Source organism: Nocardia sp. NPDC004604, assembly GCF_040609795.1.
In the GTDB taxonomy this organism is placed as follows: domain Bacteria; phylum Actinomycetota; class Actinomycetes; order Mycobacteriales; family Mycobacteriaceae; genus Nocardia.
Map to the genome: position 1 here is coordinate 1 of NZ_JBEXLC010000143.1, position 22,851 is coordinate 22,851.

Here is a 22,851-nt window from a genome sequence, read left to right on the forward strand (position 1 = left end):
CGGCAGTGTCGGGGCGTTTCTTGGCAGAGTTCTGGACCGGTGATGACCATGCGCTGGTGTGGGTGGACGTTGAGAGCGGCCTGCGCCAGTGCAATCGCCCGCGTCAGGGAATCGCGGCGCGGGGCCTAGTGTCCTTCCGTCCGTGGTGATGGCTGAAACGAATATCTGGGTGGGTCCGACGCTAGGATCGGTTCGCCTATCTGGAGTTTCGACAACATCGAGGAGTTTGTATGCGGCGCATCGTGAGACGAGTTGTTGGGGTGTTTTCGGTGGTGGGGCTGGCGTCGATGCTATTTGCGGGGACCGCGCAGGCAGATGGGGATACGGTGTATTTCTCGTCCGGGTCCACGAATTGCTCGATCGCTGGGGATGGCACTGTTGGGTGTGATTTCGCGAGTCAGGCGCTGGTTCAGTACAGCTTTCTGCCAATCCTCTTGCCCGCGCGGGACATTGTGATCGATCAGCAGTGGTTGCCTGCGCATCCGACGTTCGCTGTCGGAACGCATACCTTGCCGGGTGGTAATCCGGATCTTGCGGATGTCAAGACCGGGGCCGGTACGTGGGGGTCGTATATCGAGTATGCCGGGGCGCGGTGTGAGCAGGGATTTCACGGCAGTTTCAGCTGCAAGTCCAAGGGGCGGACCTGGGGGATCTACGGCGGGGTAATTTCCGCGAGTTGAGGACGCTGCCGGACGCCCCGCTGTCACGATCAGCGGGGCGATCCGCAGCCGATCATGACGGGTCGGGACCAGGACGTCGGACGGAAAGCATTGGACCACTTCGATTTTGCCGACGATGTCGATGTCGAACTCAGTGAGATGCTCGGCGGGGATCCAGCATTCGAGGATCTCGCGGCCGCCCGCCTGTTGAATGTCGTAGCGGTCGAGGTAAGCGGCTTCGACGCCCGAGCGGGTGACGTACCCGGAGTCGATGCGGGCACGTTCCAGTCGATCTTGATGGCGTAGTCCTCGAAGAGGAGACCGGGTAGAAGATCGGCTGGTCGGGTAGACGGGGTGGACACTCGCGCCAGTCGGAAGGCGGCGACCAACGCCAATTCTTCGGGACCCGCTGGGCGCCAAAGGATTGTGGTGCCCGCGTTTCGCCCCCGTTCAGGTGTCGATTCATCCGGCAGTATGTCGAAAAGGCCAGCCAGGGGCGGACTCGATATCCAGCGCAATATCCTCGAAGCAGGCGGCAGTGAGGAGTGCTGGTGGATAGGTGTCCGATTGGTACGGCGGGGCGATCGCGCTGGCGTGAACATGCGGAGTGGCGTGGGGCGGTGCGCAGGGCTGAACTTACTGGTGGGCAACAGGTTTGGGTCGTCAGTGGATATGACGAGGTGTCTGCGCTGCTGGCCGATGCGCGGCTGAGTGTGGACAAGCGGCATTCCGGGGGTGGGTATTCGGGATTCTCGTTGCCGCCCGCATTGGATCGAAACCTGCTGAATATGGATGGGGCCGAGCACTCGAGGATGCGGCGGCTTGCGGCGCCCGCGTTCTCGCGCAGGTCAGCCGAGTCACTTCGGACCACGGTCAGCGGAATCAGCGCGGCCACATTTCGGACACTGGACGAAAATGCCTGCGGCACAGTCGATCTGCTCGAAAGAATCTGCGTCCCGGTGCCCGCACTCGTGATCGGCGAACTGCTCGGCGTGCCCGCTGATCGATATGGCGAGTTGCGCGCTGCCGCCACGGCGATGGTGACATTCGACGCCGCGTCGAAAGAGTCGGCAACGCGACTGGCGGGAGCCGTCACCTGGCTGGCAGAGACATTCACAAACGTGGTGCAGTCCAAGCGCAGCGAACCGGGCGATGATCTGATCAGCGGGTGGGTGCGGGCCCGCGACGACGCCGACATACTGTCCGAGGATGAGCTGGTCTCGCTGGCCTTTCTGATGATGCTTGCGGGGCTGGAGAATGCTGTTCACTTGTGCGGCAACATATTTGCGGCACTGCTCACGTCGAAGGATCCGCTCGGCGACTGGTCGACCCGCCGCCGCAAGATAACGGAAGCCGCGAATCCCCTGCCGTTCGCAATCCGGCGATTCGCGGTCGAAAACATGACGATCGGCGACCACACGATCCCCGAGGGCGACACCGTTCTGCTCTCACTCTTCGGCGCGGATTCGGACCCGTGGCGCGACGGCCGACCGAGCCTGATGTTCGGCCGCGGACCGCACTACTGCCTCGGCGCTCAGGTCACCGATCTAATCGTCGACGCAGTGGTTCCGGAACTGTTCGTTCGATATCCACACGTTCGACTCGCCGTTCCGGAGTCCGAACTCGAGTACCGATCATCCTGGCGCGCACACGGATTGGTGACCTTGCCGGTCACGCTCGCGTGCTGATCCCACGTCCGGCTCCATCGGACCGGCGGACTCGGTGTTCGGCGACATGTACCCGGTTCGAACAACGCGTCGAGCAGAAGCGACGTCGGCCATTGCGTGAGGTATCCACGAAGACCAGATCGCAGCCCGATCGCGCACAGCGTCCGATGCGGCCGGGATCCTCGCAGAACAGCTCCGCGAGTCCGGCGGCGGTGTATGCCTTGACGCGCTCATCGATGGGCGCATCCGCGCGGGCATAGTGCAGATGCGGCGCACGGCCGTCATGGGTGGAGATATAGGGCTGGCTGGTCGTCTCGGCCAGCAAAGCATTGAGCAGGTCGACGCCCGGTTCGGTGAAGACCTCGGCGAGCCGGGCGATCCAGCCGCGCAGCTCGGCGGTCTGCCGGGCATCGAGGGTGCCGAGCGGTTTGTATCCGGATTCGGCGAGCAACTGCAGCAGGTCTTGCCGCGGGTCCGCGTTCACCAGGCGCGCGGCGAGTTCCGCCGCCGCGCCTCCGTAAGGGTTGAAATGCACTAACTCATTACATCAGGCTGGACGCATGATCACCACCTGCCCGTCTTGCTCCTGGTCCGACCCGACTCTCGTGTCCTCGCACGGCTCCACCAGCTACTTGCGCTGCATATGCGGACAGTGGCTGGTCAGCGAGCACGGGGCGGTGGTGGCGCTCGCCGGGACCAGCACCCTGGCGAACCGCCTTTCCTAGCGGCGGTGTCTGCCAAATCGTTGGTCCCGACACGGGCGTGGATGACAGCGCAAGCCAATAGGACGCCACTGAGGTAGGTCTGTACGTGCGGGCGTCGACACCCGGCCGGTACCAACCGAACGCACCCCCTCCAGACGCAGGACCGTAGACAATGGTCGCAACCTGGAGAAGCAATGACCGAGGAGTGATCGGACTCGAACAGCGCCGTGCGGCAACTGGCGCTACCTGTTTCAGCGCTGTCAACCGAACGAGAGGATTGATATGGACACCATGGATATCCGAACCGAGGACGGGGTTCGCTACGCCACCCTCGACGCGCCGCCGCTCAACATGATCGGGCGGGAGGAATCATGACCAGCGCAAGCACGCCCGTACACACCCGCACCCCCGAACTGCTCGGGCAAACCGTCGTAGTGATCGGCGGCAGCGCGGGCATCGGACTCGAAACAGCTCGACGTGCCCGCACCGAGGGCGCCGAGGTCATCCTTACCGGCCGCAATCGCGACCGACTCGAGCACGCCGCGACCGAAGTCGGTGCGAAGGACAGCGCTGCCTTCGACGTCAACGACTCGGCCGCCCTGAAAAGCTTCTTTCAGGACCTGCCCGCACCGATCGATCACGTGATGGTCACCGCGGGCGGCCCGCAGTACGGACCGCTGCTCGAAATGGACGCGGCCCAGGTGCGCGACATATTGAGCGACCACGTGGTGGTGGCGCTAGAGGTCGCCCGCAATGCCGCGAGCAAGATGCGGCCAGGCGGCACACTGCTGCTCATGGGCGGCACCGGCGCCCGCCACGTCCGTCGAGGCCTGGGCATCGTATCCGCGGCCACCGCCGCACTGCCCCCATTCACGGCGGCCTTGGCCCTCGAGCTCGCGCCGGTGCGAGTCAACCTCATCGCCGCCGGCTTCGTCGACACCCCCTTGTCGGCAGCACTGCTCGGAGATCGACTCGATCAGCGCCGCGACGAACTGAGGTCCACGCTCCCCATCGGGCGCGTGGTGGGCCCCGCCGATGTCGCCGCCCTCGCCGTGCACATCATGACCAACACGGCGCTCACCGGCGCGACCTACGACATCGACGGCGGCCAGCAGTTCACGTAAACCCTTGCTGGTCGGCGAGGTGAGAGTTCGAACCCATCCGCGTCACCGGCCGATCTTCGCCGGTCACGACCCAAATATTCGGGAGACACATCCCAGGCGGATTCCTTAGCCGCCCGCCACTCGGATCGACGCCCTCGGTTCATCTGGTCAAGCAGCTCCACGGCATGCCGCGGTTCGAGCGGGCGCAGTTCGGCGCCATCCGCGCCGAGCGATATCGAGAACATCGTGACCTTCCGTTGGCGGCTAGCGCGATTCGTGCCGTAGGCGGCGTCCTCCTGCGGCTTTGTTGCGGTACATCGCGGTGTCGACGGCATGCATCATTTCGTCGATATCGGTGGGTCGTTCTTCGGCGAAAACCGTTCCGATGCTGGCACCTACGATCACCGGCCGCCCGGCCACCTGTATCGGGGTAGTGAGCGCATCGAGCAGCAGTCCGGAAATGGTGGCCAATTGTTCTGCGCCCGTGCATTTTTCGACGAGGACAATGAATTCGTCGCCGCCGATCCGCGCGACCAACCCACCGGCGGGTTCGACGGATCCGTGCAGTCGCTGGGCGACGTCGCGGAGTACCCGATCCCCTACCGTATGTCCCCACATATCGTTGACCTGCTTGAAACCGTCCAGGTCCAGATAGCAAACACCCACTGGCGGAACGGCATTCGCCAGTCGGCTGAAGAACAGCACGCGATTGGGCAGGCCGGTCAGGCTGTCGTGATTGGCGTCGTGCCACAGCCGATCGGCGAGCTGTTTGCGTTCGGTGACATCGACGGCGACGCCGATCAGGAAGCGGACCCGCCCACCGGTGTCACGGACCGCGGACATGGACAGGTCGATACTGGTGATGGTGCCGTCGCGGCGCAGATGGTCGGTTTCGACGCGGAAGCGGTCGGTCCGACCGCTGAGTAGGTGCTCCAAATTGGCATATGCGTCACCGATATTCGCGGGTCCGAGCAGTTCGGCGACCGATCGCCCCGGCATCATCGCGGCGGGTAGGCCGAGCATATCGGCCATGGCCGCATTCACCTCCAGCACTCGGCCGGTGACGTCCACCGTCCCGATACCAACCGACGCTCCCGCGAAGACCGCTTCGAACCTGGCCTCCGACAACTGCCTTCGCACCTCGGCCTCCTGCGCGGCCGAAAGTGCCGCTGCGAGTGTGGTTTCCTGCTCCCCTAATGCCGCGTTCCGCAGCGCGGAGGTGAAGCCCGCGGCGAACTCGGCAGCGACAACTATCGCACGCTCGCGCACTGCCTCGTACTCGGATTCGGTTCCGGCGGGGCAGATTTCCCGCACCATCTCCCGGCAGATGACCAGCACCGACCGGCTGACGGCCATCGAGTCACGGTAATTCGCCGCGACGAGGACCGCCGCGGCGTCATGGGCGACCTCGACCGCCCGCATCCCGCGCACCGCCGCGACGAGCACATCGGCCAGATCCGCCAGCAGGCTTTCGATTTGGGTTCGGGTGAGGGTCGGAGCCACGGCGCCATCGAGCGCATCCGCCCATCGCACCGCCAGTTCACGTATCCCCACTCGAACCCCCTGCCACTGCTCCGGTCAGACCTTCAGGCCGACGCCAGCCAGGCCGAGCGAGCGGCCCGGCGTCTCGTGCTGGTCGCGATCGGATTCCGGTCGCCAGGCGGGTAGCTCGACGACGCCGGGTTCGATCAGCTCCCATCCCTGGAACATCGCGGTGATGGCCTCCTTCGAGCGGAAGTGAATGCCGACGCGGGTCACATTGGTCGCATTGTGGCCGAGCCTGTCCGCATCCTCGGGGCGCATTTCCGAGGTCAGATGCGAGATCGCGAGATAGCTTCCGGCGGGCACGGCCGCATGCAGCGCGGAAACCTGCTCGACCGGCCGGTCCTCGTCGGAGAGCAGGTGCAGTACCGCGACCAACAGGACCCCGACCGGCTGCTCGAAATCGATGAGGCCGGTCTTGCGGACGCGTGCGAGCAGTTCCGCGGACTCGCGCAGATCCGCTTCGATGGCGGCGGCCTTGTCGTTGCCCTGCAGGATCGCGCGGGCGTGTGCGACGGCGATCGGATCGATATCGGCATACAGCACGCGGATATCCGGATCCAGCGCCTGCGCGACCTCGTGCACATTGCCAGCAGTCGGAATGCCCGATCCGATATCGAGGAATTGGCGCACCCCCTGATCGACCAGGAATCGGACGGTGCGGCGCAGGAAAGCCCGGTTGCTCAGCGCGAGGCGCGGCAGGTCGGGCACCAGCCGCTTACCCGCCTCGGCGGCCTTGCGATCGATATCGAAGTTGTGCGAGCCGCCCAACAGGGCGTCATACATTCGTGCCGGGCTCGCCTGCTGCATATCCACGCCCTCGGGTGCCCACCCAGGCCTGTCCATCGAAACCCCTCTGCGTAACTCGATCTCCCTGCGTTCGGCTCCGCGGTGCGCAGTGGCGGCGGTGTCCAAGATCCGCTCGCTGACGCACGCTCACCGATCGGACCGACCCGACAGTCCGGACCGATCCACACCGCCTGGTTACCGTCGTTATTGATCACGCCAGAGGTGCAGTCCGCATAGTAGTCGGGCCGGTCGGTTCGCATGATCACGAATTCGACACTGTTGATCGCGGGGCTCGCGGGTGATCCATATTCATACATGCGCATGAGTGCAATGTAGGCTAGTCTGTCGGGACGGTAGCGATTGTGAAGCGGAAGGGGCATTCGACTATGGGCGAACAGTGCGTGTCGCCGAAGCGGTCAGCAGCGGTGGTCAGCGAGGCTGAGCACCGCGAGCACGACCACTCCCATGACTCCGACCATGCGCACTCCGGCCATGCGGACAGCCACGGACACAGCCATGACCACGGCGTCTCGGCCGATTCGAATCCGCGCTGGCTGGCCATCGCGCTCGGCTTGATCGTCGCGTTCATGGTGGCCGAGGTAATCGTCGGCCTGGTGGCGCAGTCGCTCGCGCTGATCTCCGATGCCGCGCACATGCTCACCGACGCCGCATCGATTGTGCTCGCGATGATCGCGATCCGGTTGGCTCGACGTCCGGCGCAAGGGCGGTACACCTATGGGTTCAAGCGGGTCGAGATCCTTTCGGCGCAGGCCAATGGGATTACCTTGCTGCTGCTCGCGGCATGGTTCGTGTACGAGGGCATCAATCGGCTGATCCATCCGCCGGATGTCGCAGGCCCGTTGGTGTTGATCACGGCGTTGGTCGGGATCGTCGTCAATATCGCCGCCGCGTGGAGCATCAGCCGCGCCAACCGGACCAGCCTGAATGTCGAGGGCGCGTTCCAGCACATCCTCAATGACCTCTATGCCTTCATCGGGACCGCCATCGCGGGCGCGGTGGTGTGGCTGGCCGGATTCGCCCGTGCCGATGCGATCGCGGCGCTGGTCGTCGCGGCATTGATGGTCAAGGCGGGCTGGTCACTGGTTCGGGAATCGGGGCGGATCTTCCTGGAGGCCGCGCCCGCGCACCTCAATCCGGACGCCATCGGTGCGCGGATCGTTGCGATTGCGCAGGTTACGGAGGTGCACGATCTGCACGTCTGGCAGATCACCTCCGGACAGCCGTCGCTGTCGGCGCACATCCTCGTCGACGATAAGGCCGACTGCCATGCGGTTCGTTCGACGATCGAGACGGTGCTGCACGACGAATTCGCGTTGGAGCACACGACCTTGCAGGTGGACCATTCGTTGGATCTCGAGGTCTCCGCCGATGACGCGCACTGCGCCGAGTCGCACGGGCCGGTGCACCGGTCCTGATCGCAGGCCACCGTTTGACCTTCGGGTTACCTGAGACTCCATGATGAACCGGTGGCGGACGATGAGTTGATCACGATCGGCGCGCTGGCGCGGGCCTGCGGGCTTACGGCCAGTGCGCTGCGGTTCTACGACGATTGCGGGTTGCTGGTTCCGGTTCGGGTGGATGGGGCGACCGGATATCGGTATTACCGCGAGGCGCAGGTCGATCGAGGGGTGATGATTCGGCGGCTGCGCGGGATCGGGGTGCCGCTGGAAGCTGTTGCGGAGATTTTGGCTGGAGACGGTGTGCGGGCCGAGCGGTTGCTCGATGCGCATGTGGCCGAGCTTGCCGAGCGTGCGCGGGAGGCCGCAGTCGTTACCCGGATGATCAAGGAGGAGATCCAGGCGGGTGTGGTGTTGTCCGCGGCGGTGCTGGCCGCAGCCATCGAGCAGGTGCGGTCGGCGGCGGCTCTCGATCGCGAAATACCGGTGCTGGCTGGGGTTTTGGTGGAGTCGAGTGCTGATTCGATCACGTTGACGGCTACCGATCGGTATCGGCTGTCGACTCGGGCGATGGTGCCGGTGCGGCCGAGTGGTGCGGCCTGGTCGGCGGTTGTCGATGCCACCGATTTGGACGGAATCGGCTCCTGGTTGCGGGGATTGGACGAGGTGACCGTGCGGTCGGCGGACGATGTCCTGGTTCTGACGGGCGGTGGCACCGAGCGCCGGTGCGGAGTCATTGATGAGGCGTATCCGGATTATCGGGCGATGTTGGCAGGGTTGGCTCCGGTTCGGACTCGGGTCGTCGTGGAGCGTGATGTTCTGCTCGCCGTGCTCGAGGATGGCGGTGCCGCGCCGATTGTCTTCTTCGCCGACGAATCGGGGCTTTTCGTGAGTCGTGATGGGCCCGAGCGCATAGCGGCAACCGTTACCGGACCTGGCACCGAACTTGCCTTCTCCCCCACGATATTACGGCCCGCATTGGTGAGCGCGATCGGTCCGGAAATCATGCTCGATATCGCCGCGGCCGATGCGCCGGTTGTCGTCCGGTCCGCAAACGACGGTGATCTGACCGCTCTCGTAATGCCCACTGCCATGATGAATTCGAAGGAGTACAGCGCATGAATGCCACCGGTACAACACAATCGGCGCAGGAGACGATGGTGGCCATTACGCGGGCGGTTGAGCTCGGGCGGGCGGGTTCGCCGGAGGCGGCGCGGAATGCACTGCTCGAGATATGGGCGACAATCGGCCCACAGGGCGATCCGCTACATCGATGCACACTGGCGCATTACCTCGCCGATCTGTATGACGATGCGGCACAGTCGCTTTGCTGGGATGTACGCGCACTGGACGCGGCGGACAGCCTGACCGATGAGCGGCTGCGACGGCACGACGAGAATCTCGACGTGCGAGGTTTCTACCCGTCGCTGCATTTGAATCTGGCCGACAATTATCGTCGGCTCGGTTCGTTCGATGCGGCCGAGCACGAGATCGATGCGGCACGAGACTGTCTGGATGCGCTCGGCAACGACGGCTACGGAGTCATGATCCGCACTGCGGTAGATGAAGTGGCCGAGGCGATTCGGAATCGGACGACCGCTCGACGCACGTCTGCTCCGAACGGGCGGTGACCACGACTCGCCTGCCCACCCTCGTCGTCGTGAGCGGACCACCGGGAGCTGGGAAGACAACGCTCGCACACGCCTTGGCCACGAGAATGGGGTGTCCGGCGATCTGCCGGGACGAGATCAAGGAAGGCATGGTGCACGGGCGACCGAATTTCACACCCGGCCCGGTTGACGAGTTGAGTCTGCAAACGCTGCCGACCTTCTTCGCCACATTGGAACTCCTACTCCGAGCGGGGGTTACCGTTGTGGCGGAAGCCGCATTTCAGGATCGACTGTGGCGGCCCGGGCTCGAGCCACTGTGCAGTCTCGCCGCAATTCGAATCGTGCACTGCGAAGTGGAACCCGCAATCGCAATGACCCGAATTCACCAGCGGAGCAGCGAAAACCCCTTGCGGCGTGCACATTCCGGACCGCACACCGATGCCATCGAACTGCCCCGCGAATTCGACCGAGTCTCGCTGGCAGTACCAGCGATCGAGATCGACACGACGGACGGGTATCGCCCCGGGCTCGACGAGATCGTGGCATTTGTCAACGGCCATGGGTGCCCCTGAGGCAGCCCCGGTTCAGCAAGACACCGGGGCCTTCTCGCTATGCCCCAGCAGCAAATCCTCAGAAGCAGTAAGGGAATTTGCACCTCGACGGATCATTCGGACCGAAGATCGCGGCAATCAGCCCATTGATGACGGAGTCCGCCGCTCCCGATCCGGTGCTGATCGCCACCTCCTGCGCGGTAGCGGGCTGGTCGGCGACGAAATCAGAAACCGCGACATCGGCAGAAGCCGTCGCCGGTGTGCTGATCAGGATGCCGGCCGTGACCGTCAGAAGAACCTTACGGATCATGTTGCTACCTTTCACTTTCGGTTGATTGCACTTTGCAGGGTATCCACGACATCCAGGGGCGCAATCCCCGCCCACGCCGCAGCACGGCACAACGGCACGCGGGACTGGCGACCCCGTTCGCCGATACACCCTGGCGGAAGCGGTGCTGGGGCCACACTCCCATGGCACGGACCAGTCCCGGAGATCCATGCGGCCAGCGCTCGATCGTCGACCAGTCGAAGGCCGCTGCGAGCAATCGCGGCACGGGCGCGGTGGCCCGATGGCTGCCACTAACACGACACCGCGTATCGCTGGCGAAAGTTGTTCCGGCGCTAACCTTCGGGCCCCGGCGGCTCCATCGCGTCCGGCACGGCGAGCGAGATGGTGGCGAGGCGTTGGGGGTCGGCGATTATGTCGATGGTGGTGATGTGGTTGTCGGTGATGGTGAAGGCGAGTAGGCAGTCCAGGATTCCATTGGGGGCGACGACCAGTCCGACATGGCCGTCGATGAGGGCGGGGCGGGTGTAGGGGGCGCGGGAGGAGAACATCAGGGCGCTGGTGGTGACGCGGCGCGCGCCATGCATGCGTACTGGTTGTCCGCTTGGTACGGCGACGCCATCGGCATGCAGTTCGACATTCGGGTCGAGTACGGCGATGAGCGCGTCGAAATCACCGGCGCGGGCAGCCATCAGGAAGGCGTCGACAACGGCGCGCTCATCGGCGACGCTGCGGTCGGTATCGGCAATGGATGTGCCACGGACGCGGCGGCGGGCGCGGGCGGCCAGTTGCGCGGCCGCGGCCGGGGTGCGGCCGAGGATGGGGGCGAGTTCGGCGTAAGGCAGATCGAACAGGTCGTGCAATACGAAGGTCAGCCGCTCGGCGGGGGTCAGGGTATCGAGCACGACCAGCAATGCGAGCCCGACCGAGTCGGCCATTACCGCCTCTTGTTCCGGATCCATGGTGTCCGCGGGCACGGCGGGCAGATCGGCTGGTAGCGCGCCGACCGGATCTTCGCGGCGTGCCTTGCGGGCGCGCAATATGTCCAGGCAGATGTGGGCGACCACAGCGGTCAACCAACTGCGCAGGTTGCGCACGCCCGTGGTGTCGGCGCGGTCCAGCCGCAGCCATGCCTGCTGGACCGCGTCATCGGCCTCGCTCGCCGACCCGAGCATCCGGTAGGCGACGGCGGTGAGGTGGGCGCGGTGGTCTTCGAAACGCTGTCCGAGCCACTGGTTCTCATCGGTCATCGGCGATATCTCCTTCCCGTCCCGATCCGCCTGTCATGTCGACCGGTCGTGGTCCGTCATATCTATGACGGCCGAAACCGGAGTGACATGACACGCCAGCGGAAACGGATCCACCTTGCATGGGCCGAACAGGAGGGCGAACTGATGCGCAAAATATCCGAAATCGAGCCTGACTTCCCGACACAGATATCGATCGAACCGACGCCGGATCGGCGGCGCTGGCTCGCATTGGTGGTGCTGCTGGTGGCCGGGTTCATGGATCTGCTCGATGTGACGATCGTGAACGTCGCGCTGCCGACGATACAGCGGGATCTGGACGCGCCGTACGCGGATCTGGAGTGGGTGGTGTCGGGCTATCTGCTCGGATTCGCGGCGCTGCTGATCACCGGCGGCCGACTCGGCGATCTGTTCGGCCGCAAAACAATCCTGCTGGTCGGACTGACGCTTTTCACGGTGGCCTCGCTGGCCTGCGGGATCGCTGCGGGCCCGGCCTGGCTGATCGCCGCGCGGGTGGTCCAGGGCGCGACGGCCGGGCTGATGATCCCGCAGATTCTGGCCATTATGCAGGTGTCGTTCCCCATCACCGAGCGCGGCAAGGTGCTCGGCATCTGGGGTGGCGTGCTGGGCTCGGCGTCGGTGGCCGGGTTGATCGTGGGCGGAATCCTGGTGCAGGCCGATCTGTTCGGCTGGGCGTGGCGGCCGATCTTCCTGGTCAATGTGCCGGTCGGGATGCTCGCCATTCCGGCGGCGATGGTGCTGGTGCGGCAGTCCCGCTCGGCGACCGCGGACCGACTCGACCCGATCGGCACCGTTCTCGCGATCGGCGCCGTGTTGCTGCTGGTGTATCCGCTGACCGAGGGACGCGCCCTGGGCTGGCCGGTATGGTCATTCGGGCTGATGGCCGCATCCGCGCTGGTCCTCGCGGTATTCGTGATCTTCGAGCGGCATCGGATCGCGACGGTCGGATCACCGCTGGTGGTGTTGGATCTGTTCCGGGCCCGCACCTTCACCGCTGGCATGGTGGTGTGGCTATTGTTCTGGATCGCGCTCGGCGGCTACTTCCTGGTGTGGACGCTGTATCTGCAAGCCGGGCTGGGCTGGACCCCGCTGCGGGCCGGGCTGAGCGCGTCGCCGTTCGCGGTGGCCGCTGCCGCCGGAGCCGCAACCAGCGTGCAGGTGTTCGTGCCGCGCTACGGGCGGATGGTCATGTTCGGGGGCGCGCTGATCAATGCCGCCGGATTCGGCATGTACCTGTATCTGGCCGCGCACTACGGTTCCGGAATTACCTCGGCGCAGATGTTCGCGCCACTTGCGATCAGCGGATTCGGATTCGGACTCTTTGTCGCCCCCGCCGTCGACCTGATCCTGTCGGGGGTATCGGCCCACGATGCCGGATCCGCGTCCGGGCAGCTGTCGACGATCCAACAGGTCGGCATGGCCCTCGGTGTCGCGCTGGCCGGGGTCTGCTTCTTCACCCAACTCGACCAGACCTCCGCCCAGGGCACGACCGCCGCCATACCCGCCCTACGACAACAACTCACCGACCTCGACCTCCCCGCCTCCACCCAAGAGCAGATCCTCACCCAATTCCGCGCCTGCGTACACGATCGCTCCGCGGCTACCGACCCCACCGCCATACCCGCCAGCTGCCAGCCCTCAGCCGGACAACCATTCGCCGAACCGCTCCAACAGGCGCTCACACGAGCCGGACTAGAAGCCAACGCGCACAACATGTCCCACAGCTTCACCCAAACCCTGTGGTGGGCCATCGGCATACTGATCGCAGTTGCCGCGGGAGTGTTCGCGCTCCCGAAGCGATGAGGACTTCGTGCACGTTTGGGTAGGCGGGCAGCACAGGTCGTTGCAGCACCTAGCATTCAAGCCGACCACGGCCGCCGGTTCCGTCGGTGCGGATGGATCGGCGGATCAAACGCGCACGTTCGTGAGCGTCTCCATGGCAACCCGCTCGCGCACAGCCAGGTCGCGCAGGACTTGGGCCGCCTGCTCCGGGCTCCCCGTCGAGATCGCCTCCGCGACATCGGTCCACCTGAGCGCGATCTCCGCGTACATATCGTGTGCCGCACTCAGTGCCGGATCGTGGACCAGAGTCAGGCATTCGGCCAGGAAATCGCGGTACAGATTGCGGAACAGCGCGCCGCCGGTTCCACCTCGTTCCATGAGTTCGCCGACCTGTGGCGACAGCTCTCCGACGAGGGTTGCCATCTTGGCGATGCCACGGTAACCGAGGTTGGAGATCGGTGCGGCAAGGAAGTCGGCGGCGTTCGCTCGGACTGCGGGCCCGACGGCCGCGGCCACGTCCGGGGTGCCGCCATCGAGCGTGAACGATAGATTCCGGGCGGTCATCGGCCCGCGTTGGGCACGGGCTGCCGCCAGGGATTCCAGGCTCGTGGCGACCGCACCTCCTTGCTGCTCGGTGTCCACCAGGTAGGCCAGCTGCTCGTCGTAGCCGTAGATTGCGACGACGTGTCCACCGAAGTGGATCTTGGAGGTGAAGTACTCGAGGTGGTAGCAGTCCAGTTGCAGGCCCACCGGACGTCCGGTGGCCAGCTCGGCGAGCACGTTCTGCCACGCCTTGCGCGGCGACCCCGTCTCCTTAACGCTCAGTTCCAGCCCGAGTCGTGCCGCGAGGTTCCGGGTCAGGTTCAGTGGCTTGACGCGGCCGCCTACGAAACCGCCCCAGACGACGAAGCCGAGGCCAGAGCCCAGCCCGAAGAGCATCGGCTCGGACAGGTCTATACCCGCGCTGCGCAAAAGCACGCCGACCGTACTGGTTTCACAGTGGTGCGTGCCGTGCGCGGAGATGTCTTGCAGGATCATGTGGCCAGCATGGACCATCCTGCAACTGGATAGACCAGTGTTCGGACCCGGTGGGGGTCGGCGCGGACGGGACGACGATGCGCCGACGGTGTACCTGCAGTCAGCCACACCGCGCTGGAATCGGCCCGGACTGGTGACCGAAATCCGCGAAGACCCCACTGAATTCATCCAGATATCCGCCAGGATTCCCCCGGAAAGCCACTCACGGCGCGGAATAGCTCGTGGCCGTACGTAATTCGGTGAGCCCCGGTCCTGGCTGTGGATGCATTCTCCGACTTCACCGCGGATGCGGGCGACTTCGTCGCTGACGTCGTCGCCGGACCAGTTCAGGTTGCGTTCGCGCACAGCCTGTTGCTCGCCGAGCGTAGTCATCTGGCGGTCGAATACGCCTGGGTGAGCACCATATGACTACCTTCGACCGCTCCCTGGACCGAGGGGGGCGATACGGCAGGAGCTATCTGGATGCGGCACTGGCTCACCATCCGCGAGACGTAGATCGGATACTTCGTCGGCGGTTAGTGTTCCGGCAGCGAATATGAATGCCAGCGAGTTGTCGCAAGGGCCATTAGGCGAAATGAGCTTGCTCAGACCCGGGTGAGTGGCAAGTGTCGCCGGGACGACACTTGCCACTCACGTGGGTTGGGGACCGGTTACGTCCGGTATCGGAAGAGGATCCGGCCGCGGGCCAGGTCGTACGGGCTGAGCTCCACCAAGACCCGGTCGAAGGGCATGATCTTGATGTAGTTCTTCCGTATCTTCCCGCTGATGTGCGCGAGCACCTTGTGCCCGTTGGCGAGCTCCACCCTGAAGGTGGCGTTGCGCAGGCACTCCAGCACGGTGCCCTCGATCTCGATGCCCTTGCTCGTCTTGCTCATCGGAGCACCAGTTCCAGGTTGCTGCCGACGCGTCGGGCGCCGATGCCGTCGAACAGCGCCGTTGCTGCGGTGTTGGATTCGTTCACCTCGGTGTACGCCGGGCCGCGCCGGTCCCGGTGCAATGTGCCCAGCGCGTGCGCCAGCAGCGCCCGCGCCACGCCGGTGCGCTGCTCCCCGGCCCGGACCGCGATCAGGCCGATGCGCGGCTGCCGGGTCGCCTGCACCACGCGAATCAGCCCGACATAGCGGCCCGATCGCACCGCGACCGCGTATTTGGACGGGTCGACGACGGTGTCGCCGTCCGGGCGGGGCAGCACTTCGGCGGGCATGTTCTGCCAGCCGACGGTCGCCTCGACCTCGTCGCGGATCGCCCGGTCCAATGCCCGCAGCGGACCTTCCGCCGCGGCGCCCGCGGCGACAATCGTGACCCCCGGCGGCGGTGCGGTGGCGTCGAGTCCGGTGACCGCCGGGTCGGTGGGCACGGAATACTCCCACTCGCGGCGGCCCGACGTGAAGCCCGCCCGTCGCCAGCCTGCGGTCAGGTCGGTTTCGACCTCGTCCACCACGGTGTACAGCGGACGCGGCAGCTCGGCCCGCAGGACCGCGGCGAGCTGGTCGAATACGGTGGCGTGCCAGGCGTCGACGCTGACGAAGAGCCGCCCGTCCGGCCGCCGAGCCACGTCGCCGCTGCCGACCACCCGGCCGTCCACCGCGGCTTGCCACTGGGTGTCTGCGACCCGCGTGATAATGGCGGCGGGCTCACCTGTTTCGAACGTGAAATGTTGTGAATGCATGGTTGTCGCCTTTCGGGATTGCCGTTGCTCAGGCGCTCCCGGCGACAGCTACGACGTTCGCCCGACCGTGACGGCGAGGGGGAGCACCCACTTCGATGCAGCGTTCATGGGTCTCACCTCCTCGCACAATGTCACGGTCCCGACAGGCTACCGACCACACCGGCCAACGGGCCACTCCTTTTTCGGCGACCGATCGGCAACCGGGCACTATGGATCGCGACCGGGTCGCCGCCACGGTCCACGAACATGCGCAGGCCGGGCGGGCTGTTCATCCAGATCAGCGACCGCAAGAACACTCCACCGCCGGATCGCGGCGGGCTGGTCGATCCGGCACCGCCCTTTGACGCGATACGCGATCTGGTCCGCAAATACCTTGGGCCGGGCCGCGGCGTCCTGCCCGACGGAACTCCCGACGGTGAGCTGGCGGGTCTTGGCCCGCAACGGTTTCCACGATCCGGATCGGATCATTGTTCCGGCGGGGCAGGTCATGATGCGAACCCCGAAGATGTGATCCCCTGGATCTACGGTGCGCACCAACTTGACCCAAGTCGGGAAAGAGCGCCGTGCGCCTGTAGGTATCTGTGCGCGAATCTCGCGAGACTACAAAGGTATTGGTCGCGGAGTCGAGCGGCAGATCAAAGACGACCTCGATTCGGCGAAGTCGATCGGCGGAACGGTCGTCGCCATCTATGTCGACACCGACATGTCCCTTGACAGTCAGCGCGACGCCGGGAGTTGGTGAGCTACCGCGTGCCCAGCTTCGACGCAGCGATACAGCCACCTTCGGATGGCTTCGGTTTCCTACATCTACCTGCCCAGACCCAAGTCCTGACCATGCGCCTACCTGGCGGCGTCTTCGGGCGTATTCGAACCAAAAGATCCAGTAAAGATCCAGCAGGGCAATCTGTTTCAGCAAGGCCCCAACCACAAGCGCCGCTATCTGGCCAAGCACAACGTCTGCCACGGATTCGGAAGATCACACCCCGGTGCTCACCATCCCCAGCACTCCGCCGTCTCCTATGTCGAGGGCTGCTGGAGACCACGAACCACGGCCAACTCGGCACTCTCACAGCCGAACTCGTCGATTCGCTGCCTTGCGAGCCGACTCCGGCCCGAGCTACGACCTCGTCGTCGACGCGTATGCCGACGGCCGCAAGGTGCGCGGCGTGGTGAGCGGGCCGGACGCCTACCGGGACACTGCGGTGATGGCGGTGGAGGTCGCCATCCGGCTGGCCGCGCACACCACCAAGGCCGGGGCACTGGCCGAGACCGAGGCATTCGACGCCGCCGAACTGCCCGACGCACAGGTTCCCTACGACATCACCTGGCGTCTGGAGCGGGCGTGATGACAATCCCGAGCGCCCCGCCCTCGCCGTTCTCTCGACCGCCGCCCCTGGCGGTCGGTTGCGGTTGCAGGCCAGCCGATAGCCAGCAATGCTTTGGACATGGTGTTGGAGGAGTGAGTTGGTGATATCGGAATTGCGTGGTGGAGCAGGGGAGCTCGGAGGGCTGATCGAAACGACCGACACCGTTTTGCTACCGCGATCGGTTATGCGCCGTGCCGTCGAGGCGGGGCTCGAACCGGATCGACTCGCCCGCGGTTGCGGGTTACCTGGCTGGACGATGACCGGCGGCGACGATATCCGGGTTCCCAGTAACCAGTATCTGCGCACCTGGGAGGTGGTGGAACACGGTCTCGGCGATGCGGATGCCGCGGTGCGTATCGCCGACCGATATGTGGTCGGCGAAGTCGGCTTGTACGACTACCTTTTCACCACCGCGCCGACGCTGGGCGCCGGACTCGCACTGTGCGGCCCGTTCGTTGGTGCGATAAGCACGAATTACCATTTCGAGCCGGGGCCCGAGACCGAAACCGAGACCAGTTTCGAGGTCACGATGATCAACGGCGACGGTCGCGGCAAAGACCTTGCGATGCAGTGGGCGCTCGCGGCGATCTTCACGCGGAGCCGGCTGGTTACCGGAGTCCCGGTGAACCCGGCGCGTGTCGCCTTCCGCCAGTCCGCCCCGCGGACTCATGCGAGCATGACCGAGGTATTCGGCACCAGCGCCATCGAATTCGAGGCACCCGTAGACAGCGTCACTCTGCACACCGCCGACTTGGAACTCCCGCTGCGCACGGCAGATCCGCACCTTGCCGCGATTCTGCAGCGCTACGCGGCGACGCTGCCCGCGCCGCCGCCGCGCGCCACCTCATGGCGTGATCATCTCGCCGCGGTCCTATCGGCTGCGCTGGACGACAATTCGGCCACGCTGGACGGCGTTGCCCGCCGCATGTATATGAGCCGCCGCTCGCTGCAACGACGACTGGCCGAGAACGGCACCACCTGGCGCTCCGAACTCGACCGTGCGCGGCGCACGCGCTATGAAAACGCCGGGGCCGGTGGATCACTCACCCGTTCGGAACAGGCCGCGCTCCTCGGCTATGAGGATCGGCGGTCCGCCCGACGCGCGGTACAACGCTGGAGTACCTGACAGCCTCCGGTGAACCGTGGCACGTTTTTGCACCGCGGTTGGCACATCCAGACCTCCCGCAACCTCCGACACGTGGCGAAACTTGCCGTGTTCGCCAAATATCCAGTGACGGAGAGTCTCGCAATGAGTGCACCACAGGTTATTCGGCGCGGACTGCTGATCGGTGGCGTCGAGCTGCCTGCGGCGGCCGGCGCCGAGACCACTGATACCGATCCCTATACCGCGCAGGTATACGCATATATTGCCGCGGGCCGTGCCGAGGACGTCGCCCGCGCCGTCGACGCGGCGCAGCAGGCCTTCCCGGGCTGGGCGGGCGCCTCCGCCGCGCAGCGCCGGGCCGTCCTGGATCGAGCAGCGCAGCTGCTGCTGGACAGACTCGACGACTTCACCGAAATACTTCGCCGCGAGACGGGCGGGACGGCGAAGTGGGCGCGGTTCAACATCATTGGCGCCGCCCGGATGATGCAGGAGGCCACGAAGGCCGCCGCCGGTGCGAACCTCGAGGCCATAGGGCCCGCCACAGGCGGTGATTGGTCCGCAATCACCTACGAGGCAGCCGGTGTCGTCGCAGCCATCGTGCCGTGGAACGCGCCGCTGGTGCTGGCTGTGCGGGCCGTCACCGTCGCGCTGGCGGTGGGCAATACCGTGGTGATGCGCCCGAGCGAGGACGCGCCGATCGCCTCCGGGCTGTTCCTCGCCGATGTGCTGGCCGAGGCCGGGCTGCCCGCCGGGGTGCTGAATGTGGTCACCAACGACCGCGCGGACGCGGCCGAGGTGATTGCGGCCTTGATCGCCGACTCGCGGGTCCGGCGCGTGGGATTCACCGGATCGACGGGGGTCGGACAGATCGTCGGCGAGCTGGCGGGCCGGCATCTCACTCCGGTGGTGCTGGAGCTGGGCGGCAAGAACCCGATCATCGTGCTCGACGACGCGGACCTGGATCAGGCCGTCGCGCAGATCCTGTTCACCCGCTTCATGAACTCCGGCCAGATCTGCCTGAGTGTGGACCGAATCATCCTGCACGAGAACATTGCCGAGGAATTCACCACCCGGTTCGTGCAGCGCGCCGGATTGCTCGCCGAGGGCGATCCGGCGAAGCCCGACACCATCGTCGGCCCGCTGATCAACCAGCGCGCGGTAGACCGGGTGACCGCGCTGGTCGCCGAGGCGGTGGACCACGGAGCCACCATGCTGCTGGGCGGCCGCGCACCGGTCGGCAATGTCTTTCCGGCAACGGTTCTCACCGGCATCACCCCCGCCATGCGGATCTACCACGAGGAGATCTTCGGCCCGGTGGCCTGTCTGTACACCGTCGCCGACGACGACGCGGCCGTCGCGCTGGCGAACGATACCGACTACGGGCTCACCAGCGCGGTCTTCGGCGGCGACCGGTCACGGACCCTCGCACTGGCCGGCCTGCTGCGGCACGGCACAACGCACATCAACCACCACACCGTGGACGAGGACCCCTACTCACCGGTCAGCAGCTTCCGCGACAGCGGGTTCGGCAGCCATTGGGACCCGTGGTTCTTCACTCAGTCGCGCCTGTTGGGGCAGACCGACGCACCCGCCGCCCTGCCCTTCTGACATTCCCTCCGACGCTATGGAGAATCACATGAGCACCGTCGTCGTATCCCACGGACTCGAGGCGCGCAGCGACAGCGTTTGGTTTCCGACGTTCCGGGCCGAACTCGAGGCGGCCGGACACCAGGTCGTCATTCCCGATCTGCCCGACTCCGCGGCACCCAAGATGAAACCCTGGCGGGAGACCTTGGCGCAGGCCGCGTCCCGCGCACCCGCCCAAGACACCGTGCTTGTCGGACACAGCATCGGTGCCGTCAACGTCCTGCGCTTCCTCGAGCAGTACGACGCGGCGAGCGGGGTGTTCGCCGGGGTGGTGCTGGTGTCGACCTCGGTGCACGAGGTCGGCTACGACCTGCTGGCGGAGTTCTTCGAGGGCGGATTCGACTGGCCCCGAATCCGTGCCGGAGCCATGCGGTTTCGAGCGCTGGCGGCCATCGACGACCCGGTCAACGCCCCGAATCCGTTGGAGCACATCGGTGTACTGGTGCGCGAACTCGGCGCCACCGCGGTCGTCTTCCCGGAGGGCGGGCACCTCGGGGCCTACCCGGAGGACCACATCGAGCTGCCCGAAGCTGCCCGGCTGGTGCTGGACTGCCTCGCCTGAATATGACGACCCCCGCCAAGCCCACGCCGTGGAAACTGTGGCTACTGACCGTCTGCGGTATCTACCCGATCATCACCGCACTCGCGACCGCTACCGCGCCACTGTTGAAAGACCTCGCAGTACCACTGCGCCTGGCCGTCCTGATCCCCATCGCAGTAGCCGCCATGGTGTGGATCGTCATGCCCGCCTTGACTCGCCGCTTCCATACCTGGCTCTTCCGCTGAGCCACAACAGCTTCCACCGCTCCACTCGATAGAGAGATACAAAAAATGACCGACAGCCTGCCCACTCGCCCGCTCGGCACCACGGGCATGGACATCACCCGCCTCGGTTTCGGCTCTTGGGCCGTGTCCGGCTCCGGCTGGAGCTTCGGCTGGGGCGCCACCGACGACGAGGAGTCGGTGGCCGCCATCCGGCGCGCGATCACCTCCGGCGTCAACTGGATCGACACCGCCGCCGTCTACGGGCTCGGCCACTCCGAGGAACTCGTAGGCAAGGCCATCGCCGGCCTGCCGCAAGCCGACCGCCCGTACATTTTCACCAAGGTCGGCCTGGTCTGGGACCCGGAGAATCCGGCGGCCGCGCCCAGCCGGATCATGAAGCCTGCCAGCGTGCGCCGCGAGCTCGAAGACTCCCTGCGGCGGCTGGGGGTCGACCACATCGACCTGTACCAAGTGCACTATCCCGACACCGGCGAATCGCTGGAGTACGCCGGTAGCGGCTTCGGCGCCGTGTCGCCCAACGCCACCCCGCTGGAGGAGTACTGGCAGGTCATGGCCGACCTGAAGGCCGAAGGCAAGGTGCGCGCGATCGGCCTGTCCAACCACACCGTCGACCTGATCGAACAGGCCGAAAAGATCGCCCACGTCGACAGCATCCAGCCGCCGTTCTCCGCCATCAACCGGTCCGCGGCCGACGAGATCGCCTGGGCGCACGCCAACAACACCGGAGTGATCACCTACTCCCCCTTGCAGTCCGGTCTGCTCAGCGGCGCGTTCACCGCCGAACGCGCGGCCCGGCTGCCCGCCGACGACTGGCGTTCGGCCCACACCGATTTCACCACCGGTCTGTCCGCCAACCTGGCTCTCGCCGAGGCGCTGCGCCCCGTGGGGGCCCGCCACGGAGTCGGCGTGGCCGATATCGCCATCGCCTTTGTGCTGCACTGGCCGGGCGTCACCGGCGCGATCGTCGGTGCCCGCAATGCCGAGCAGGTCGACGGTTGGATCGGGGCGACGGACGTCGACCTCACCGCCGCCGATCTGGACGAGATCTCAGGCGCCATCACCACGTCCGGTGCGGGCACCGGCCCGAGTCATTCCTGACCCGTCGGCTACCGGCGGACGGGAAGGGCTTTTCGAGCACGGCGGTCTCACCGCCGGGCAGACCGTGCTGATCCACGGCGCGGGCGGCGGCGGCACGCTGGCCGTCCAGCTCGCGCACGACGCGGGCGCCCGGGTGATCGCGACCGGCCGCGCGCACGCCCGCGCCGTGGCCGAGGAGTTGGGAGCCGAGCGGGGTCAGGTGAGCGGCTGGGCGCCGTGGCGACGACACGATGTCGAACGAGCCAGGTTCCTGTACAGCCTGCTGATGCCGCAAATGCTTTCCGCGACAAGCAAGTACGTACCGGATGACCCCGTTCGACTACGCGGCGGTCGCGCGTGAACGACAGTCATTCATGAACAGATTCGCGGCCATGGTCCATCAGCGTCTCGCCGAGGCCGAAGCCAACGCGATCCGCGGCGCGGGCAAACCCGCCGAGGTAGCGATCCGCGAGGACGAGCAACGCACGCAGGCCGCGTTCAACAAGAAGTGGCCGAAGACGGTCAAACGCGCTGTCGGGCACCGCAACAGCGGTGCCGGGTTCGACGCCAGTATCCGAACCTATGCAACGCGCGGGCGTGCAAGTCAGCAGATGGCCGAGGTCATCCAGAACGCGGTCTTCCCGAACCAAAACATCCAGTAAACATCCAGGACACCAAGAAATGGCCCAGGCCAGAGAGATCAAAAATCTCTCTGGCCTGGTCCGCTTGTAGCGGGGACAGGATTTGAACCTGCGACCTCTGGGTTATGAGCCCAGCGAGCTA

The 22,851-nt window shown here is 65.7% G+C and carries 26 protein-coding genes and 1 pseudogene; 19 read left to right on the plus strand and 8 right to left on the minus strand.

The genetic code is table 11. The features are described 5' to 3' along the window. Window positions 1-230 precede the first annotated feature (230 nt). The 3 genes from ABZW16_RS35060 (at window position 231) to ABZW16_RS35070 (ending at window position 2,347) form a co-directional block, all read left to right on the plus strand. Window positions 231-680, plus strand: coding sequence for a hypothetical protein (locus ABZW16_RS35060; RefSeq protein ID WP_354960412.1), 450 nt, complete (start codon window positions 231-233; stop codon window positions 678-680). Window positions 681-734: 54 nt separating this feature from the next. After that, window positions 735-965, plus strand: coding sequence for a hypothetical protein (locus ABZW16_RS35065; RefSeq protein WP_354960413.1), 231 nt, complete (start codon window positions 735-737; stop codon window positions 963-965). 374 nt (window positions 966-1,339) lie between these two features. Beyond that, window positions 1,340-2,347 carry a cytochrome P450 gene (locus ABZW16_RS35070; protein ID WP_354960414.1) on the plus strand — a complete coding sequence of 336 codons (1,008 nt, stop codon included), beginning with the start codon at window positions 1,340-1,342 and terminating at the stop codon, window positions 2,345-2,347. Here ABZW16_RS35070 and ABZW16_RS35075 read toward each other — a convergent pair. Next, the gene (locus ABZW16_RS35075; protein WP_354960415.1) at window positions 2,331-2,861 is read right to left on the minus strand and encodes a CGNR zinc finger domain-containing protein; all 531 of its coding nucleotides are present in this window, start codon (window positions 2,859-2,861) and stop codon (window positions 2,331-2,333) included. The two genes, ABZW16_RS35070 and ABZW16_RS35075, sit on opposite strands and share 17 nt — an antisense overlap. A 540-nt stretch (window positions 2,862-3,401) precedes the next feature. Here ABZW16_RS35075 and ABZW16_RS35080 point away from each other — a divergent pair. Then, window positions 3,402-4,154, plus strand: coding sequence for an SDR family oxidoreductase (locus ABZW16_RS35080; RefSeq protein ID WP_354960416.1), 753 nt, complete (start codon window positions 3,402-3,404; stop codon window positions 4,152-4,154). A 243-nt stretch (window positions 4,155-4,397) separates the two neighbouring features. On the opposite strand, the gene ABZW16_RS35085 is transcribed toward ABZW16_RS35080, so the two are convergent. Next, entirely contained in the window at window positions 4,398-5,687 is a 1,290-nt protein-coding gene (locus ABZW16_RS35085; protein WP_354960417.1) for a diguanylate cyclase, read from the minus strand. A 24-nt stretch (window positions 5,688-5,711) separates the two neighbouring features. Continuing rightward, window positions 5,712-6,521 (minus strand): SAM-dependent methyltransferase, encoded by an 810-nt coding sequence (locus ABZW16_RS35090; protein WP_354960418.1) that lies wholly within the window; start codon window positions 6,519-6,521, stop codon window positions 5,712-5,714. Between the two features lie 497 nt (window positions 6,522-7,018). Between ABZW16_RS35090 and ABZW16_RS35095 the strand changes: the two genes are divergently transcribed. From ABZW16_RS35095 to ABZW16_RS35110, 4 genes are read left to right on the plus strand one after another with little or no spacing between them, the layout of a single operon-like run. Next, window positions 7,019-7,900, plus strand: a complete 882-nt coding sequence (locus ABZW16_RS35095; protein ID WP_354960437.1) for a cation diffusion facilitator family transporter — start codon at window positions 7,019-7,021, stop codon at window positions 7,898-7,900. 51 nt (window positions 7,901-7,951) lie between these two features. Continuing rightward, window positions 7,952-9,004, plus strand: a complete 1,053-nt coding sequence (locus ABZW16_RS35100) for a MerR family transcriptional regulator (protein WP_354960419.1) — start codon at window positions 7,952-7,954, stop codon at window positions 9,002-9,004. After that, window positions 9,001-9,513: a hypothetical protein gene (locus ABZW16_RS35105; protein ID WP_354960420.1), complete on the plus strand. Its 513-nt coding sequence runs from the start codon at window positions 9,001-9,003 to the stop codon at window positions 9,511-9,513. The genes ABZW16_RS35100 and ABZW16_RS35105 overlap by 4 nt, the downstream gene beginning before the upstream one ends. Further along, entirely contained in the window at window positions 9,510-10,064 is a 555-nt protein-coding gene (locus ABZW16_RS35110) for an AAA family ATPase (RefSeq protein ID WP_354960421.1), read from the plus strand. Before ABZW16_RS35105 ends, ABZW16_RS35110 begins: the two co-directional genes overlap by 4 nt. A 58-nt stretch (window positions 10,065-10,122) precedes the next feature. On the opposite strand, the gene ABZW16_RS35115 is transcribed toward ABZW16_RS35110, so the two are convergent. Both ABZW16_RS35115 and ABZW16_RS35120 read right to left on the minus strand, forming a co-directional pair. After that, on the minus strand, window positions 10,123-10,353 hold the full coding sequence (locus tag ABZW16_RS35115; RefSeq protein ID WP_354960422.1) for a hypothetical protein: 231 nt from the start codon (window positions 10,351-10,353) through the stop codon (window positions 10,123-10,125). 311 nt (window positions 10,354-10,664) lie between these two features. Continuing rightward, window positions 10,665-11,579, minus strand: a complete 915-nt coding sequence (locus ABZW16_RS35120; RefSeq protein ID WP_354960423.1) for a sigma-70 family RNA polymerase sigma factor — start codon at window positions 11,577-11,579, stop codon at window positions 10,665-10,667. 87 nt (window positions 11,580-11,666) lie between these two features. Between ABZW16_RS35120 and ABZW16_RS35125 the strand changes: the two genes are divergently transcribed. Continuing rightward, window positions 11,667-13,400, plus strand: a complete 1,734-nt coding sequence (locus ABZW16_RS35125; RefSeq protein ID WP_354960424.1) for an MFS transporter — start codon at window positions 11,667-11,669, stop codon at window positions 13,398-13,400. Between the two features lie 105 nt (window positions 13,401-13,505). On the opposite strand, the gene ABZW16_RS35130 is transcribed toward ABZW16_RS35125, so the two are convergent. Then, a complete protein-coding gene (locus ABZW16_RS35130; protein WP_354960425.1) occupies window positions 13,506-14,417 on the minus strand; it encodes a BtrH N-terminal domain-containing protein in 912 nt (303 codons plus the stop codon). A 258-nt stretch (window positions 14,418-14,675) separates the two neighbouring features. Between ABZW16_RS35130 and ABZW16_RS35135 the strand changes: the two genes are divergently transcribed. Next, complete coding sequence (locus tag ABZW16_RS35135; RefSeq protein WP_354960426.1) at window positions 14,676-14,825, plus strand: hypothetical protein; 150 nt, start codon at window positions 14,676-14,678, stop codon at window positions 14,823-14,825. Between the two features lie 242 nt (window positions 14,826-15,067). Here the strand turns inward: ABZW16_RS35135 and infA are convergent, their stop codons facing one another. Further along, window positions 15,068-15,292, minus strand: coding sequence for a translation initiation factor IF-1 (infA, locus tag ABZW16_RS35140; protein WP_354960427.1), 225 nt, complete (start codon window positions 15,290-15,292; stop codon window positions 15,068-15,070). Beyond that, the gene (locus tag ABZW16_RS35145) at window positions 15,289-16,086 is read right to left on the minus strand and encodes a GNAT family N-acetyltransferase (protein ID WP_354960428.1); all 798 of its coding nucleotides are present in this window, start codon (window positions 16,084-16,086) and stop codon (window positions 15,289-15,291) included. The genes infA and ABZW16_RS35145 overlap by 4 nt, the downstream gene beginning before the upstream one ends. Before the next feature lie 526 nt (window positions 16,087-16,612). On the opposite strand from ABZW16_RS35145, the gene ABZW16_RS35150 reads away from it, so the two are divergent. From ABZW16_RS35150 to ABZW16_RS35190, 9 genes and pseudogenes are all read left to right on the plus strand, one after another. Beyond that, window positions 16,613-16,828 (plus strand): hypothetical protein, encoded by a 216-nt coding sequence (locus tag ABZW16_RS35150; RefSeq protein ID WP_354960429.1) that lies wholly within the window; start codon window positions 16,613-16,615, stop codon window positions 16,826-16,828. A gap of 352 nt (window positions 16,829-17,180) precedes the next feature. Then, complete coding sequence (locus tag ABZW16_RS35155; protein WP_354960430.1) at window positions 17,181-17,432, plus strand: hypothetical protein; 252 nt, start codon at window positions 17,181-17,183, stop codon at window positions 17,430-17,432. A gap of 205 nt (window positions 17,433-17,637) precedes the next feature. Then, window positions 17,638-18,579 (plus strand): AraC family transcriptional regulator ligand-binding domain-containing protein, encoded by a 942-nt coding sequence (locus ABZW16_RS35160; protein WP_354960431.1) that lies wholly within the window; start codon window positions 17,638-17,640, stop codon window positions 18,577-18,579. Between the two features lie 123 nt (window positions 18,580-18,702). Next, window positions 18,703-20,166, plus strand: coding sequence for an aldehyde dehydrogenase family protein (locus tag ABZW16_RS35165; RefSeq protein WP_354960432.1), 1,464 nt, complete (start codon window positions 18,703-18,705; stop codon window positions 20,164-20,166). 28 nt (window positions 20,167-20,194) lie between these two features. Then, window positions 20,195-20,767, plus strand: a complete 573-nt coding sequence (locus tag ABZW16_RS35170; RefSeq protein ID WP_354960433.1) for an alpha/beta fold hydrolase — start codon at window positions 20,195-20,197, stop codon at window positions 20,765-20,767. Window positions 20,768-20,769: 2 nt separating this feature from the next. Next, window positions 20,770-20,991, plus strand: a complete 222-nt coding sequence (locus ABZW16_RS35175) for a hypothetical protein (RefSeq protein WP_354960434.1) — start codon at window positions 20,770-20,772, stop codon at window positions 20,989-20,991. 45 nt (window positions 20,992-21,036) lie between these two features. Further along, the gene (locus ABZW16_RS35180) at window positions 21,037-22,089 is read left to right on the plus strand and encodes an aldo/keto reductase (protein ID WP_354960435.1); all 1,053 of its coding nucleotides are present in this window, start codon (window positions 21,037-21,039) and stop codon (window positions 22,087-22,089) included. Window positions 22,090-22,111: 22 nt separating this feature from the next. Beyond that, window positions 22,112-22,273 (plus strand): annotated as a pseudogene (locus ABZW16_RS35185) (NADP-dependent oxidoreductase); the annotation flags it as partial. A gap of 169 nt (window positions 22,274-22,442) precedes the next feature. Beyond that, window positions 22,443-22,730, plus strand: coding sequence for a hypothetical protein (locus ABZW16_RS35190; RefSeq protein WP_354960436.1), 288 nt, complete (start codon window positions 22,443-22,445; stop codon window positions 22,728-22,730). Window positions 22,731-22,851: the final 121 nt, after the last annotated feature.